Origin of the sequence: Bradymonas sediminis (assembly GCF_003258315.1) — a bacterium.
Classification (GTDB): domain Bacteria; phylum Myxococcota_A; class Bradymonadia; order Bradymonadales; family Bradymonadaceae; genus Bradymonas; species Bradymonas sediminis.
This window is the reverse complement of record NZ_CP030032.1, coordinates 2,837,886-2,852,094: the sequence shown is the minus strand read 5'-3', so window position 1 is coordinate 2,852,094 and position 14,209 is coordinate 2,837,886. Positions and strand designations below refer to the sequence as shown.

General features: G+C 61.7%; 10 protein-coding genes. 6 read left to right on the top strand and 4 right to left on the bottom strand.

Annotated features, from left to right (window positions below; translation table 11 throughout):
• Positions 1 to 62 precede the first annotated feature (62 nt).
• Positions 63 to 1,025: a bifunctional riboflavin kinase/FAD synthetase gene (locus tag DN745_RS10725; protein ID WP_111334709.1), complete on the bottom strand. Its 963-nt coding sequence runs from the start codon at positions 1,023 to 1,025 to the stop codon at positions 63 to 65.
• A 170-nt stretch (positions 1,026 to 1,195) separates the two neighbouring features.
• Between DN745_RS10725 and DN745_RS10720 the strand changes: the two genes are divergently transcribed.
• The 3 genes from DN745_RS10720 to DN745_RS10710 are packed head-to-tail and all read left to right on the top strand — an operon-like array spanning position 1,196 to position 6,472.
• Positions 1,196 to 2,512, top strand: a complete 1,317-nt coding sequence (locus DN745_RS10720) for a UDP-glucose dehydrogenase family protein (protein ID WP_111334707.1) — start codon at positions 1,196 to 1,198, stop codon at positions 2,510 to 2,512.
• Between the two features lie 27 nt (positions 2,513 to 2,539).
• Entirely contained in the window at positions 2,540 to 3,985 is a 1,446-nt protein-coding gene (locus tag DN745_RS10715) for a hypothetical protein (protein WP_111334705.1), read from the top strand.
• A 15-nt stretch (positions 3,986 to 4,000) separates the two neighbouring features.
• Positions 4,001 to 6,472 carry a penicillin-binding protein 1A gene (locus tag DN745_RS10710; RefSeq protein WP_111334704.1) on the top strand — a complete coding sequence of 824 codons (2,472 nt, stop codon included), beginning with the start codon at positions 4,001 to 4,003 and terminating at the stop codon, positions 6,470 to 6,472.
• Here the strand turns inward: DN745_RS10710 and DN745_RS10705 are convergent.
• Positions 6,469 to 8,337, bottom strand: coding sequence for a hypothetical protein (locus DN745_RS10705; protein ID WP_133621772.1), 1,869 nt, complete (start codon positions 8,335 to 8,337; stop codon positions 6,469 to 6,471). The genes DN745_RS10710 and DN745_RS10705 overlap by 4 nt on opposite strands.
• A gap of 389 nt (positions 8,338 to 8,726) precedes the next feature.
• Here DN745_RS10705 and glpK point away from each other — a divergent pair, with 389 nt between their 5' ends.
• Together glpK and DN745_RS10695 are read left to right on the top strand one after the other, a co-directional pair.
• The gene (glpK, locus tag DN745_RS10700; protein WP_239497539.1) at positions 8,727 to 10,148 is read left to right on the top strand and encodes a glycerol kinase GlpK; all 1,422 of its coding nucleotides are present in this window, start codon (positions 8,727 to 8,729) and stop codon (positions 10,146 to 10,148) included.
• Between the two features lie 98 nt (positions 10,149 to 10,246).
• Entirely contained in the window at positions 10,247 to 11,452 is a 1,206-nt protein-coding gene (locus DN745_RS10695; RefSeq protein WP_239497538.1) for a phosphopentomutase, read from the top strand.
• Here DN745_RS10695 and folK read toward each other — a convergent pair.
• Positions 11,435 to 11,983, bottom strand: coding sequence for a 2-amino-4-hydroxy-6-hydroxymethyldihydropteridine diphosphokinase (gene folK / locus DN745_RS10690; RefSeq protein WP_111334701.1), 549 nt, complete (start codon positions 11,981 to 11,983; stop codon positions 11,435 to 11,437). The two genes, DN745_RS10695 and folK, sit on opposite strands and share 18 nt — an antisense overlap.
• Positions 11,984 to 12,005: 22 nt before the next feature.
• Between folK and DN745_RS10685 the strand changes: the two genes are divergently transcribed.
• A complete protein-coding gene (locus DN745_RS10685; RefSeq protein WP_111334699.1) occupies positions 12,006 to 13,310 on the top strand; it encodes a tetratricopeptide repeat protein in 1,305 nt (434 codons plus the stop codon).
• A gap of 3 nt (positions 13,311 to 13,313) precedes the next feature.
• On the opposite strand, the gene DN745_RS10680 is transcribed toward DN745_RS10685, so the two are convergent.
• On the bottom strand, positions 13,314 to 14,132 hold the full coding sequence (locus DN745_RS10680; RefSeq protein WP_111334697.1) for a hypothetical protein: 819 nt from the start codon (positions 14,130 to 14,132) through the stop codon (positions 13,314 to 13,316).
• Between the last annotated feature and the right edge of the window lie 77 nt (positions 14,133 to 14,209).

Here is a 14,209-nt window from a genome sequence, read left to right as displayed (position 1 = left end):
GACGACCCGAGAGGGGAGGCGGTGCTTTTGTCATTTTAGATGCAGCGGTTTGAGGTTCTCGCTCAGTCCGTCACCTTATCCCGATAATAGGCGAGCGCCTGGATGACATCATCGTTCATCTGCTCTACCAATGCCTCCGCGGAGTCGAATTTCGCCTCGCTACGCAGGTGCTTGATAAAGTCGAGTTGGACCAACTCCCCGTAGAGATCAAGGTCGGTCGGGTCGGCCTGGCCGGCGAGCACGAAAGTCTCCACGCGTACGTCTTCGCCGTTGAAAGTAGGTCGGGTGCCGATGCTCGTCAGCGAGCGCAGCTTCCCGAGTCGCTCAACGGTGAGCTCTGTAATATAGATGCCGTTGGCCGGCAGCAGGGGGTTTGGAGAGTCAATATTTGCCGTCGGGAAGCCAAGGTCTCTGCCGCGCTGGTCGCCGGTAACCACGGTCCCCTCGATCTGATAGGGACGCCCGAGCATGCGGGTCACGTCGGCGATATCGGCCGCGGCGAGGGCCTTGCGGACGCGCGTCGAACTTATCTCGGCGTCGCCGAGTTCAATATCGGTGGCAATCTCGACCTCGATATTCTCGAGCGCGCATAATTTTATCAGGTCGTCGGTTCGCCCCGCCCGACCTTTTCCGAACGCGAAACCCTCGCCTACCACGACACGGCATGCGTGGAGGCCGTCTCGGAGCACCGTCTGAACGAATTCTTTGGGGGTCAGGCCGGCGAGTGCTTGATCAAAGGGAAGCAGCACCACCGCGTCGAGGCCGTAGCGTCCCATTAGCTGGGCCTTCTGGGTGTCTGTCGTCAGGCGGAAGGGCGGCATCTCCGGGCGAAAAAAGCGCACCGGGTGTGGCGTGAATGTGAGCGCAACCGCCTCGGTCTCACGCGCGTCGGCGAGCGCGCGCACCCGCTCAAATACTGCCTGGTGTCCACGGTGGGCCCCGTCGAAATTACCGATGGTGACCACCGGCGCCTTCAGATGGGCCGAGGCGTCGACAAGGTTCTTAAATATCTGAATTTGAGTCATCGAATTTGTTCCCGATTTTGCGCGCGTCGCCCGGTATATTTGCTTTTGATTCTGCCCCGGGCACGACTTGATACTTGGGCGGGTTCCGCGTAGCCTTTCGCCCCGAAGAAGGGAGTCAGGCAGCGCAGGTGCTGTCGCTCATTTGCTAGCATATTTTTAGGAGGTTATGAATGAAGGTCGCGGTAATTGGTACGGGGTATGTTGGGCTTGTTACGGGGGCCTGTCTGGCAAATGTGGGCAATGATGTCATCTGCGCCGATAACGACGCCGCGAAGGTGGAGTTGCTCAATAATGGCGGCATTCCGATTTATGAGCCTGGGCTCGACGAAATCGTCGCTCGTAACCTTTCCGACGGGCGTATCCACTTCACCACCGACACCGCGCACGCGGTGCGCGAAGCCGACGTGATCTTTATCGCGGTCGGCACGCCTCCCGATGAAGACGGCTCGGCCGACCTTCAGCACGTCATCGCCGTCGCCAAAGAGATCGGCGCGAACCTCAACGGCTATAAGGTCGTCGTGTGCAAGTCGACCGTGCCGGTCGGTACCTGTGAGCGTGTCGCGGCGACCATCCGTGAGCTGTCCGACGAAGACTTCGACGTCGCCTCGAACCCCGAGTTCCTCAAAGAGGGCAGCGCGATTCAGGACTTCCAATCGCCTGACCGCGTCGTCATCGGCTGCGCAAATCGCGAGGCCGCCGAGAAGGTCGGCTCGCTCTATAAACCGTTTTTCCGGCGCAGCGAGCGCATCGTCTATATGGACGTGCGTAGCTCCGAGATGACGAAATACGCATCCAACGCCATGCTCGCCACCAAGATCTCGTTTATCAACGAGATCGCTAATATCTGCGACCAGGTCGGCGCCGATATCGAGCATGTGCGCACCGGTATGAGCCTGGATGAGCGCATCGGCCCGCACTTCATTTATCCCGGCGTGGGCTACGGCGGAAGTTGCTTCCCCAAAGACGTGCGCGCGCTCGCCAGCCTCGGGCGCGACAGCGGGGCGCAGACCTTGCTGCTCGACGCGGTGCGTGACGTGAACCGTGAGCAGAAGCTTGTCCTATACCACGCGGCAAAGGCGAAACTCGGCTCCTTTGAAGGCAAAAAGATCGCCGTGTGGGGATTGAGCTTCAAGCCCAAGACCGATGATGTTCGTGAGTCCGCGGCGCTGATCAATATCCGCCGCTTTATCGCCGAGGGCGCGACCGTGGCAGCCACCGACCCGGAGTCCATCGCGAACGCCAAGCGCGATCTCAAAGCGACCGACACCAATATGGATGCGATCGAGTTCTTCGAGGATGATTACGTCGCGCTCGAGGGGGCCGATATTCTCTTCATTTTCACCGAATGGTCGCAGTTCCGCAGCCCTGACTTCAAGCGTATGAAGTCGCTGATGAACGCGCCCGTTATCTTCGACGGTCGAAACCTCTACGCGCCCAAGGCGATGAAGGACGCTGGCTTCGAGTATTTTAGTATTGGTCGTCCGTAATCGGGAAGTGCCTAGCGAGTTGTTATTGTGAGCGGATTTCGACAAATCTTCAGCGCTTTGGGGCCTCGCCCCGCGATTATCGCGGGCGCGATGGTCGCGTCGACCCTGGTTGCCCAAGCGCCGGCTTTTGCCGGCGATGAGCCCGAGGGGGGCGACCGCGGGGTTCAGCGTGGCGTCGCCGCCGAGGTGAGCTACGACTCCATCGGGGGCGACGGTTTTCTCGGGCTCCGTCTAAAGTTGGAATACGCCTTCGAGATGCCGCAGTTTGGCTGTGATGAAGGCGTCGACCCCACCTGTCGAACCGATCTTCGCCTCGGCCTGCAGGCCCCGCTTCGCTTGCGCGTTTATGACGCGGAACCCAGGCAAGATAGTGTTTTTCGCGACGAGGATTGGGACGAAGTCAGTGACTTTCTGCGGGTGCTTAAGACGCTTGAATACGGGGAGAAGGGCGGCGCGCTGCACCTGCACGCCGGCGAATTAGGGCCCATCTCGCTGGGGCACGGAACGATCGTCGGCGATTATCACAACGTCATCACCACCGACCACTACCAGATGGGCGCGGCCGGCGAGCTCAATACGCTCTACGGCGGCGCGGAGGTGCTGCTCGACAACATCATCGACCCCGGCGTGATGGGCGCTCGCGCCTACGTCTACCCCTGGGCTTTTGTCGCCGCCGACAGCGCCTTATCGCGCGTCGGCGTGGGTTTTTGCGTCGCCGCCGATATCCAGGCGCCGACCGAATTGGCGAGTGATGCGGATGATGCGCTTATCGTCGATGATGCTCGAAATCCGGTGGTGCTGCGGGAGCAGTCGACCACGTTGATTGGCGTCGACCTGGAGGTCGCGCTGGTCGACAGTGAGCAATTTAGCCTCATCCCCTACGCCGACTTCGCTAAGCATACGAGCCTCGGCAGCGGGGTGTTCGCGGGGGCGTTTTTGAGCGCGAAGCTCAGCGATTCCTACGAGGTTTTCTCGAAGCTTGAGTACCGGCGCATCGGCGAGCGCTTTTTGCCGACCTATATCGGCCCAGTCTACGAGATCGAGCGCCTTCAATTCGCCGGTTGGGGCCAGCAATTGCCCGCGCCGAAGGTTCGCGTCGCCGCGAGTCTTTCCGGCGAGGCAGCGCAGGGCTTTTATGGGTCGCTTGGGCTTCGGGTGCGGGATAAGTTGACCCTGAGCGCGGCGTGGGCCGACCACGAGGGGCCGATGAATCAGCTCTTTCATCTGCGCGCAACGGCTCGGCCGACCGAGAAGATTCAAGTCGGCCTGTATTTTCATAAGCAATATTTCGACGCGTTTAGCGACGTCTTTGACCTGGATGGCGCGCTGGTCGCCGCCGAGTCGCGGGTGTCGGTGTGGGGCCCATTTTACGCGCTCGGGCGCTACGGTCGGATGTGGCAGATCGCCCCGGACGGTCTTTACGAATCGGTCAACGATTGGAGCCTCGGCGCCGGCGCCTCCATGGGCTTTTGATAGGCTTTGTTTCCCATGCGACAGCAAAGCCCCAAATATTCGGTCTCCCAAGTCACCGCTAAAATTCGGGTCTCAAAAAGGTGGGGCGGCCATTGGTTGATGCCGCTGCGCTTGCTCCTTGTCTTGCTTATTTGGGTGCCGCTGGTCGCCTGGCTTGTGGCGATTTTCGCGCTCGCGACCCTCGCCGACGGGCTCCCGGATTCCCCTGATTTAGCCACGCTCCATCCGCCGCGGCCCAGTCAGGTCGTCGCGCGCGACGGGTGGCGCCTCGCCGGGTCGCCCTCCACTAAGCCGGTGGAAGTCGTCGATCTGCCCCCCGAAGTGGTCGCGGCATTTATCGCCGCCGAAGACGCCGAGTTCTTCGAGCACCGGGCGTTTAACCTGAGCGCCATCCTTCGCGCGGCCCTCGTCGATCTTCGTACGGGGCAGGCGACGCAGGGCGCGAGTACGATTACCCAGCAGGTCGCCAAGCGCTTTTTGTCGCCGGAGAAGACGCTTCGGCGAAAGTTTAATGAACTGCTGCTGGCGCGGCGTATCGAGGCGACCTACCGCAAATCCGAGATCCTCGAGGTCTATCTCAATAGCGTCTTTTTTGGGCAGGGCGCGGTGGGCATCTCACAGGCAAGCTGGACCTATTTCGACAAGCCGGCCTCACAGCTTGAGGTCGCAGAAGCGGCGCTCCTGGCGGGTGTGCTGCCCGCGCCGAGTCTTATGAACCCGGTGACGGACCCTGAGCGCGCGCGCCACAATCGAGACCAGGTTTTGGGTAAAATGCACAGGCTTGGGCTGCTCTCAGACGCTCGTCATGCCGCCGAGATCGCGCGCCCCATCGAGCTTGCAGGCTACCAAAATATTCAGCCCCAGCGCATGCCCTATGCCGCCGAGACAGGCGTGCGCGCGCTCGATGAGCTTGTGCCCAAGCCGAGCGATGCGGACGACAGCGCATGGGCATCGGGCGGCTATCGCGTCGTGGTCGCGCATCAACCCCGCGCGCAGGCCCACGCCCGGCGGTCGCTTCGCGAGGCGCTTCAGGCCCATGACCGTCGCCAAGGTTATCGAAGCGCGCTGGGGCGCGTCACGGCGCCCGAGATGGTCGACCCGTTACTGGCGGCGCAGCCGCCCGGCGGTGACTTCCTTCTCGGACGTGTCGCCTCGGTCAACGCGACTTCCGCGGCCGTGATGACCGCCGGGGGCGAGCAAATCCTCAAGCTCGAAGACGCTCGGTGGGCGGCGCCCGCAGAACTTCCTCGCCATTATAAACGCCCCGCGCGGCTGCGCGATTTGCGCACGATCTTGACGGTCGATGATCTGATCTTCGTGCGGCGCCAGCAGGTCAACGCCGACACGCCTCCGAAGTGGCTGCTGGTGCAGGAGCCCGAAAAAGAGGGCGCGTTTATCGCGCTCGACTCGCGCACCGGCGGCCTCATCGCGTCGGTCGGCGGGATGGACGCGGACCGCAGTATTTTCCAGCGCGCCGAGCAGGCATGTCGCCAACCCGGCAGCGTCTTTAAGCCGATCGTGTACGCGGAGGCGATCAATCAGGGGCTGACCCCGGCGACGATGCTCTCCGATTTGCCCGGCGCGAGCCCGTCGGGGCGGGGCGGGGCGGCCGGCGAGAAGATCTGGCAGCCCACTAACGCCGACCGCGACTTTCGCGGCTATATCCTGCTCGCCGACGCGCTAGCCCAGAGCCGCAATATCCCCACAGTTCATCTGATGAATCACCTGGGCATCGGGCGTGTCATCGCGCGGGCGAAGCAATTGGGCGTCACCTCCCCAATTGAGCCCACCGTCAGCGCCGCTCTCGGGGCGAGTTGCCTGCGGCCGGTAGAATTGGCCGAGGTCTACGCGGCTTTTCAGCGCCGCGGGCGCACCACCAAGACCTCGGCGGTCGCGACCATTTATGACGCCGATGGGTATCCAGTAATCGACCGCGATGACTTCGCGACAGCCGATTGGTCGAGCGCCGCTCGCCTCGCGCGCATGGCGACGCCCAACCCCTCGCCGCAATACGGCATCTCGGCGCAGATCGCCTATATCGTGACCCATATGCTTCGCCGCGTCGCGACCGCCGGGACCGCATATAAGCTGCCGGCCGATTGGCAGGTTGGAGCAAAGACCGGCACCACGAATAAATACGACGGGTGGTTCGTGGGCTTCGACGGGGAATTAACGGCGGTCGCCTGGGTGGGGAGCGACGCGAATACGCGCGCGCTGGGCGCCGGCGAGCACGGCGCGACGGTGGCCATGCCGGTATTTGAGGGCTTTTATACGCATTATTTCACCCCGGAGCCGACGATTTGGGCGCAAGATGCGCCGGCGCGCGTGGTGTGGCATCGCATCGATCCGAAGACCGGTTTGCGCGCGCATGAGGGCGAGGCGGGCGTCGACTTCCCCTTTATCGAGGGCAGCGCGCCCACCGAATTTGCCCCCACCCGTGGGACGCGCCAGGCCGAGAATATCGATATGCTTAGCCAGGAATTTTAGTCCTCGATTTTATAGTCGATCTGTCCGTCGGCGGCGCTAGGCTCCTCATTCGTAACCTCGTCCTCATCCCGCAACCGCCGGCTCGCCGACACGATCGCATTTGCCTCGGCAAGGCGCGCGTCGAAGGACTCCGGAGGCGACTGGAGACTATAGCTGATGAGCATATCGCCGCGGCGAAATTGCCATAATTGAAGCACACGCTTCTGCTGATTGAGCCGACCGCGAAGGCGAAGCATCAGCCCAGAATCCCCAAACGCTCCGGTTGTGTCCTGGTTTTTCTTAGCTAGGACTTCGACAGACGCGTCTTGGAACGAGTTGCGCAGCGCCTCGGCGGTCTTCTTCTGATAGTGCTCCGACCCAAACGCGGGGCCGAGGGGATTATCGAGCTCGACCGTGAGTTGCAGGAGCGCGCCGTCCTGGTGGCTCGCAAACCAGCGCAAGGTGCCGGCGTCGGGTCGCTGAACGCGCCAGTCATCACCGAGTGGGTTGAGGTCTAGGCGAAGATTCACGTCCGAGGCTTTCCAGACACGCTCTTCGAGGGTCGACTCGGCGGCGCGCGCCACGAACTCATCGCGGCGAGTGGGCACAAATTTTGTGGGAAGCGGGGCGCGCGGCATCAGCTCGACGGTGTGGGCTTTGAGCAAATGCTCGGCCCGCGCGCGCCGGGCGCTGCGCGTCTCGTCGCTATCGTCGCCGCTTTCGATAATCACCCCAACGGTGAGCCCCTCGGCGAATACGCTGAAGCGTCCGGACGCCTCGGCGGCGCCATCGCCGGGCTTGAATCGTTCGCGCAGGCGCTGCTCAAAGGCCGCGGCGACCTGCGAGGCGCTGCTCGGCGAGTCCCAAAGCGTGAGCCATTCAAATGTCTTGGACGCCGCGTCATAGCGATAGGCATCCGATAGGTAGCCCGCGTAGAGTGACTGGGTGAGGCGCGCGTCGACCACGTCTTCCAACCAGATGGCGATAATCGCGGGGCCCACCGTGCCAAGACTTTCGCGGCTTTCCTCCGGCCAGGTCCATTTCCCCACGGGCGCGCCGCGCATCCATTGGTCCGGGCGCACGACGTCGGCGCTTCGCGTCGGCGGCATCGCTCCGACAAGCTCGACACCGGACCACCCGCTGCTTCGGTAGAGCGCTGTCGCCAGACGCCATGCCTCACGGGTCACGAAGCTCTGCTCCCGACTGCCAATGACGTTGGCCGCAGCGCCCGTATTTTGCGCTTGATGAAAGGCAATCCAATCCCCCAAATGCGGCAAGTCGGTCGCCAACTCGGGCCGGCTGGCCAGAAGATCGATGGTGGCGTCCGGATAGTCTTTGGCCAATCGATCGACTCCCAGCGCGAGCAACACGGTCGCCTCGCGCGCGACCGCCTGGGTGAGCGCCGCATCCCAGGTCGTGGCCGACGCCTGCGGTTCGAAATTCTGCGCGTCAATCGCGGCGACGATGGCCGCAAGCAGGGCGACCTCGAGGTCTTCGCCTTGCTGTTTGTTGGGCGTGTAGTCCACTCGGTTTTCAGCCCGTTCATAGCGGGCAATCGACGCATAGGGCGCGGGCGCGCCTTCGCCCATATCCGCGACGCCAAAGAGTCGCTCGGCGAGTAACCCCCGATCGGCGGGTTGCTTCGTCTGGGACGCCGGCGCATCCGCCAGGCTTTGGACCGCCCGGAAAGTCGGTGGCGTCTGTAATTTGCGGTCGCGCGCGCGTTCTGCGCGCGCGATGAGCTTCGATAGCTTCGCCTCAGTCAGCGAGATTGTCTTCGGTGATTCTGAAGTTGGCGCTGATTTATCGACCGGCTTTGAGGTCTCACACCCGCTCGTCAACAATACCAACGCGCTCAAAGCTGCTGTGAAGTATCGAGTTCTCATAAGTGTATAATTCGGTTCAGTTTTATTAGAAGGCATAGCGAGCCCCAAAGGGCACACTCGCCGCGCCGGGGTTGGCGTATCCGAAGCAGCTTCCTTGGAATACGGCGCGGGAGCGAGGACGTCAAATTCGATAAGAGTAGCCGACGCTCCTTCGGCACAGATTGCGGCGTTTTGGGGTTTTGATTCTCTTTTGAACTATGCGATTCTATCGCCAGAATTTAGATGGGTTGGGAATGATGAGAGCCGCGGGTTTAGTTGAAATTTATGATGCGCTCTCAATCGTTAATCTCTATGTCACGTAGAACAACAATAGATACGATGCCTGGGATGAAATATGACCGAATTTATTTGTGCGATTGACCAGGGAACCACGGGTACGACCGCGATTATTGTCGACGACGAGATGCGGATTCGCGCGAATTACGCAGGATTTCGAGCAGATCTTTCCGCAGCCCTCCTGGGTCGAACATGATCCGGAGGCGATTTGGAAGTCGACCCTGGTCGCCATTAAAGGGGCCTGTCGTCAGGCTCAAATCACCGACGAAGATATCTCGGTGATTGGCATTACCAATCAGCGCGAGACGACGGTTGTTTGGGAGCGCGACACCGGGGCGCCGATTTATAACGCCGTCGTGTGGCAGGACCGGCGCACGCGCGACACGATTCAATCCCTGGCCGACGGTGGGCATGAGGCGTGGGTGCAGCAGCGCACCGGGCTTTTGCTCGACCCGTATTTTTCGGCGACCAAGGTGAAGTGGATCCTCGACCACGTCGACGGCGCGCGCACCCGAGCGGGGCGCGGCGAGCTGGCGTTTGGCACGATCGACAGCTTTCTATTGTGGCGACTCACCGACGGGAAGGTGCATAAGACCGACGCGTCGAACGCGTCGCGCACATTGCTGATGAACCTCGACACCCTTGAGTGGGACCCGGAGCTTCTGGAGCTTTTCGATGTCCCCCGGGAGCTGCTCGCCGAGATCGTGGGCAACTCGGAGCTCTACGGCGTGACCCAGGGCGTGGACGGCCTGCGCGACGGCATCCCGATCTGCGGCATGGCCGGCGACCAGCACGCGGCGCTCTTCGGGCAATGTTGCTTTAAGCCCGGTGAGGCGAAATGTACGCTCGGCACCGGCGCGTTTTTGCTGATGAATACCGGCTCCCAACGCGTGCATAGCGAGCATCGGATGCTGGCAACCCTGGGTTGGCAGATCAACGGTGAGGTGACCTACGCCCTGGAGGGCAGCGCGTTTATCGCCGGGGCGATGATCCAATGGTTGCGCGATGGGCTGGGGATTATCGACTGCGCAGGGAACGTCGAGAAGCTCGCGATGCAGGTGGAGGATTCCGGCGAGATCGTCGTCATCCCCGCGCTCGCCGGGCTGGGCGCGCCGCATTGGAAACCCGGCGCGCGCGGCCTTATCTGGGGGCTTACGCGCGGCACGACCTCGGCGCATATCGCGCGCGCGGCGCTCGAGGGCATCGCGATGCAGAACGTCGATGTTCTGCAGGCGATGGAGAAGGACGGCACCGAGAAGTTGGTTGATTTGAAGGTGGACGGCGGCGCCGCCTCGAATAACCTGCTGATGCAGATGCAGGCGGACTTCCTCGGCCGCAATATCGTGCGGCCCGCCGTCACCGAGACGACCGCCCTCGGCGCGGCCTTGCTCGCCGGCTTAAGCCACGGGACGTTCAAAAGCCTGGAGCAAATTCGCAATAATTGGCGCGTGGAGCGGGTTTTTGAACCAGCGATCGAGGCCAGCGAGCGCGAGAAATTCATGGAGCGTTGGAAGCAGGGATTGCAGAGAACCTGATCCTTTACCTTCACGTAACTTCTTAAGCATAAGCAGTTTTATAGACGCGCGGCCCGGCTCAATGGGGCCCGCGTCGATTCCATAGTCAGGAGCTTTTTGTGACAGACGGCAACGAGAACGCAGTGAGCAATTCGGCAAATCCCAAGAAACGCGCGGTGTTGATCGTGCTCGACTCGGTGGGCATCGGTGAGGCGCCGGACGCCGCCGATTTCAACGATGTTGGGGCGAATACGCTCGGTCATATCGCCGAGAGTAACGCGGGCTTTTCGATGCCCAATATGCGCAGCCTCGGGTTGGGCAATATCGAAGGTGTCTGCGCGATTGAGGCCGTCGATGAGCCTTGCGCGAACTTCGGCCGCATGCAGGAAATCGCGCCGGGCAAAGACACGACCAGCGGGCATTGGGAGTTCGCCGGCGTGCTGATGGATAAACCGTTTTTGACCTTTCCGGACGGCTTCCCCGACGACATCTTGACCGAGTTTTGCGAGAAAATCGGCGTCGACGGCGTGCTCGGAAATGTGCCCGAGAGCGGCACGGTGATCATCGAGCGTCTGGGGCGCGAGCATATCGAGACCGGCAAACCCATCGTCTATACCTCGGCAGATCCGGTCTTCCAGATCGCCGCACACGAAGATCATGTGAGCGTCGAGCAATTATATGAGTGGTGCGAGGCGGCCTATGAGATCGTGACGCCGCGCGGCGTCTCGCGCGTCATCGCGCGCCCGTTTGTGGGCGAGTGGCCGAATTATAAGCGCACCGCGAATCGCCACGACTTCGCGGTGCCGCCGCCCTCGGCCACCATGATGGAGGCGCTCGAAGACGCCGGCGTTCACGTGACCGGGGTTGGAAAGATCAGCGATATCTACGCCGGCCACGGGATCACCTCCTCCCTCAAGACCAAGAGCAACGACCACGGCGTCGAGACCACCCTGCAGTGCATCCGCGAGCGCGATGGCTTTATCTTCACGAACCTCGTTGATTTCGACTCGAAATACGGGCATCGGCGCGACCCGAAAGGCTACGCCGAGGCGCTGGAGCGATTCGACTCGCAATTGCCCGAGATTATCGACGCGCTCGAAGACGGCGACCTGCTGATGATCACCGCCGACCATGGCAATGACCCGACCTATCGCGGCACCGACCACACCCGTGAATATGTGCCGATTATCGCCTTTATTAAGGGCGCCACCTACGGGAATGACCTGGGCACGCGCCCGTGTTTCTCGGACGTCGGCGCGACCGTCGCGGATTATTTCGGCGTGGAGTGGAAGGTCGGTGAGAGCTTCTTAGACCGCTTGATTTGATTCAAGCTGTTGCTCAAATTTGCGCACCCAGCCGATGTCGGGGGCATCGGTGGGGAGCTGCGCAAGCAAGTCCGGGATGCTGCGCTCGAGCACCGGGTGGCGCAACTCGGCAGCCGTGACGCTCATGACCTCGGCCAGCGGCACCAGCACAAACGCGCGGGTATGAAGCCCGGGGTGGGGCACCACCAGGTCCTCTTCATTGAGGACGCGCTTCCCATAGAGCAAGATGTCGAGGTCGATGGTGCGCGGGCCGTTTGGGATCGAGCGCGCGCGCCCCAACCGATATTCGATGGCCTGAAGCTCTTTGAGCAGGTCGAGCGGCGACAGGCGCGTTTCGATCGCGACGCAGGCGTTTAAAAAATTCGGCTGTGCGGTATAGAAGCGCGGCTGAGTTTCGTAGATGGAGCTCTGGGCAGTGAGCCGCGTTTCGGGTATCGCTTCAATCGCCGCGATGGCCTGGGCGAGGTTATCCAGGCGCTCGCCGAGATTGGTGCCGAGCCCGAGGTAAACCTTGTCGAGATTAATTTCCATGACTTCCGTTAAGCTAAATACGATGACTCAAATATTAAAACGTGCGGGTGAATGGGTGCGTCCGGTTCGCCGGGATGTCTCGCTGCTCTCGCTCGCCGCGCTTGTCGCGCTGGCAGGGTGCGGGGATGACGGCTTTGCTGCGAATGAAAACTCGAGCGTCTTATTCTCGCCGCTGCGCACTCAGAGCGCCGCGCCGACGGTCGTCGAAGACCCCGATGCGCCTGGGAAGGACGGCATTCAGGAGATTCAATCCATCGTCGCCAACTTCGAGCAGGGCATGATGGCAGATGGTACTCAGGCGCCGCCGAATATGATCGATTTGGAGGCCGAGTTTATTCAACGCGGCCGCTACCTCGATCTGGTTGGCATCTACCAGAATATGATCAAGAAAAATACGGTGCAGGCAGCCGGCGCCGATGGGGCGGCGACCGCGACGGGCCCCATCGAGCTGCGCCTGGTGCGCGCGTATTTGCGCCTGGGGCAGATGAGCCTGGCCCGCGAAATGCTCGATAAGATGATTCAGGACAACGCCGACTCGCCGATGACCTGGTTCCTCAACGCCGCCTATTGGCTGCCCGAGGCCGCCGACTCGCCCGATGCCGCCGCGCGCGTGGTCGCCAATTGGCAAAAGACCCTGGAGATTGAGCCCAATTTTGTCGGCTTTGACCAGGCGAACGCGCCCTCGATTCGGGAGCAATTGGCGGTTTTGCGCGAGCGCACGCCCGCCGATAAGATCGCCGAGGCGACGGCCGAATTGCATCGAAAGATGAACCCGAACGCGGTTGAGAAGCGCGACGCGGATGCGAAGCCTGTCGCGGTCGCGCAGGCGCCGGTTGAGGAGCCGGAGGTCGAAGCGCCGAAGGTCGAAGAGGCCCCCGAGCCTGCGGTCGTCGCAGAGGTCAAAGCGCCCGCAGAAGAGCCCGCGCCGGCGCCCGCCGAAAGCGCCAAACCCCAGCGCATTCCCCATCTGATGGCCTTCGCAAATATGGCCCTGGCCCAGGAGCAAACCGGGGAGGCCGTGAAGTTATTTAAGCAGGTCTTGGCGCGTGAGCCCGAGCATTTCGGCGCGCAATTTGGCCTGATTCGGGCCGGCTGGATGCACCCGGCTCAGCGCCCCGAGCTTGAGAAAAACCTGCGCGCGCTCGCCGCTCGTAGCGACCTATCGGCGCGCGAAGAGCTCGACCTCGGTCGCTTCGTTTATTATGACACCCAGGACCGCGCCCTCGCCATAAAATTATGGGAGAGCGTGAAGAAGAAGAACCCCAAGTTGGCTGAGTCGGTCGGGTTGGATGCCCTGATCGAGGACGCCAAGCGCCCCGTCGAATAAGGCTTATTCGCCCAGCACCATATAGATCTTAAAGCCGCGCTCGGTGGCGCGCCAACCCGGCGGAATCAGCCAGGCGCGCCCGCCATTGGCGAGGTGCTCGCGCAGGCGCCCGTGGGCCAATTCGTCGTCGTGCAAAAAGGACCAACGCTGTCCTTTCGGGATCTCGACGGGGCCAAACTCGACCTCGCCGCGCGCGATTTTCATGAGCTCCCCAATTTCCGGCACGTCGAGCTGATAGACAAAGCTATCTTCGGAATGGGTGTGAATAATCGGGCGGTGGATCTTTATTTCCATCGCGCCAAAGCGCACATGCACGCGAATCGCGGGGTTGTCGAATTGGGTCACGCCGATCTGGCGTTTGGCGCCGAGCACCGCCAGGGCGAATGCCTTGGTGCGCGTGGCCAATCCGTGTCCGGTGATATGGCTGTGCAGGGAGAAGCCCGAGAAGGTGCCGGGCTCCAGGGTCGGGCAGGCGCAATACTCCGAGATGGGCACATAGCCGTCGTAATCATCGTCGACGCCCAGGTCCTGCAAGAGTTCCGTCGGGACGTACTCGCGCGGCAGCATAAACCCGGCCATCGCTGACGGCAGGATCGCGCAGTCGAGCATCACCCACAGCGGCATCCCCATATCTTTGGGGCCGCCAAACGCGAGCTGGTTGCCCCGGTTCAGGATGGAGCAAAACTCCGCGTTCTCTTCGTCTTCAACGCGCAGTTGGACCGGTGCTTTGCCAAGATCAAGGTCCAGATTCAGCCTCTTATAATTATCGCCCATCGTTAAAATATATGGGGTCCAATGATCTTTGAGCTGGGGGTAATTCATGCGGTCTCTGTGCGTGATGAAGAGAGGATAGAGGCGAAGATGATCATCGCTCAGCGCGAGCGCTAGAGCTATCTGGA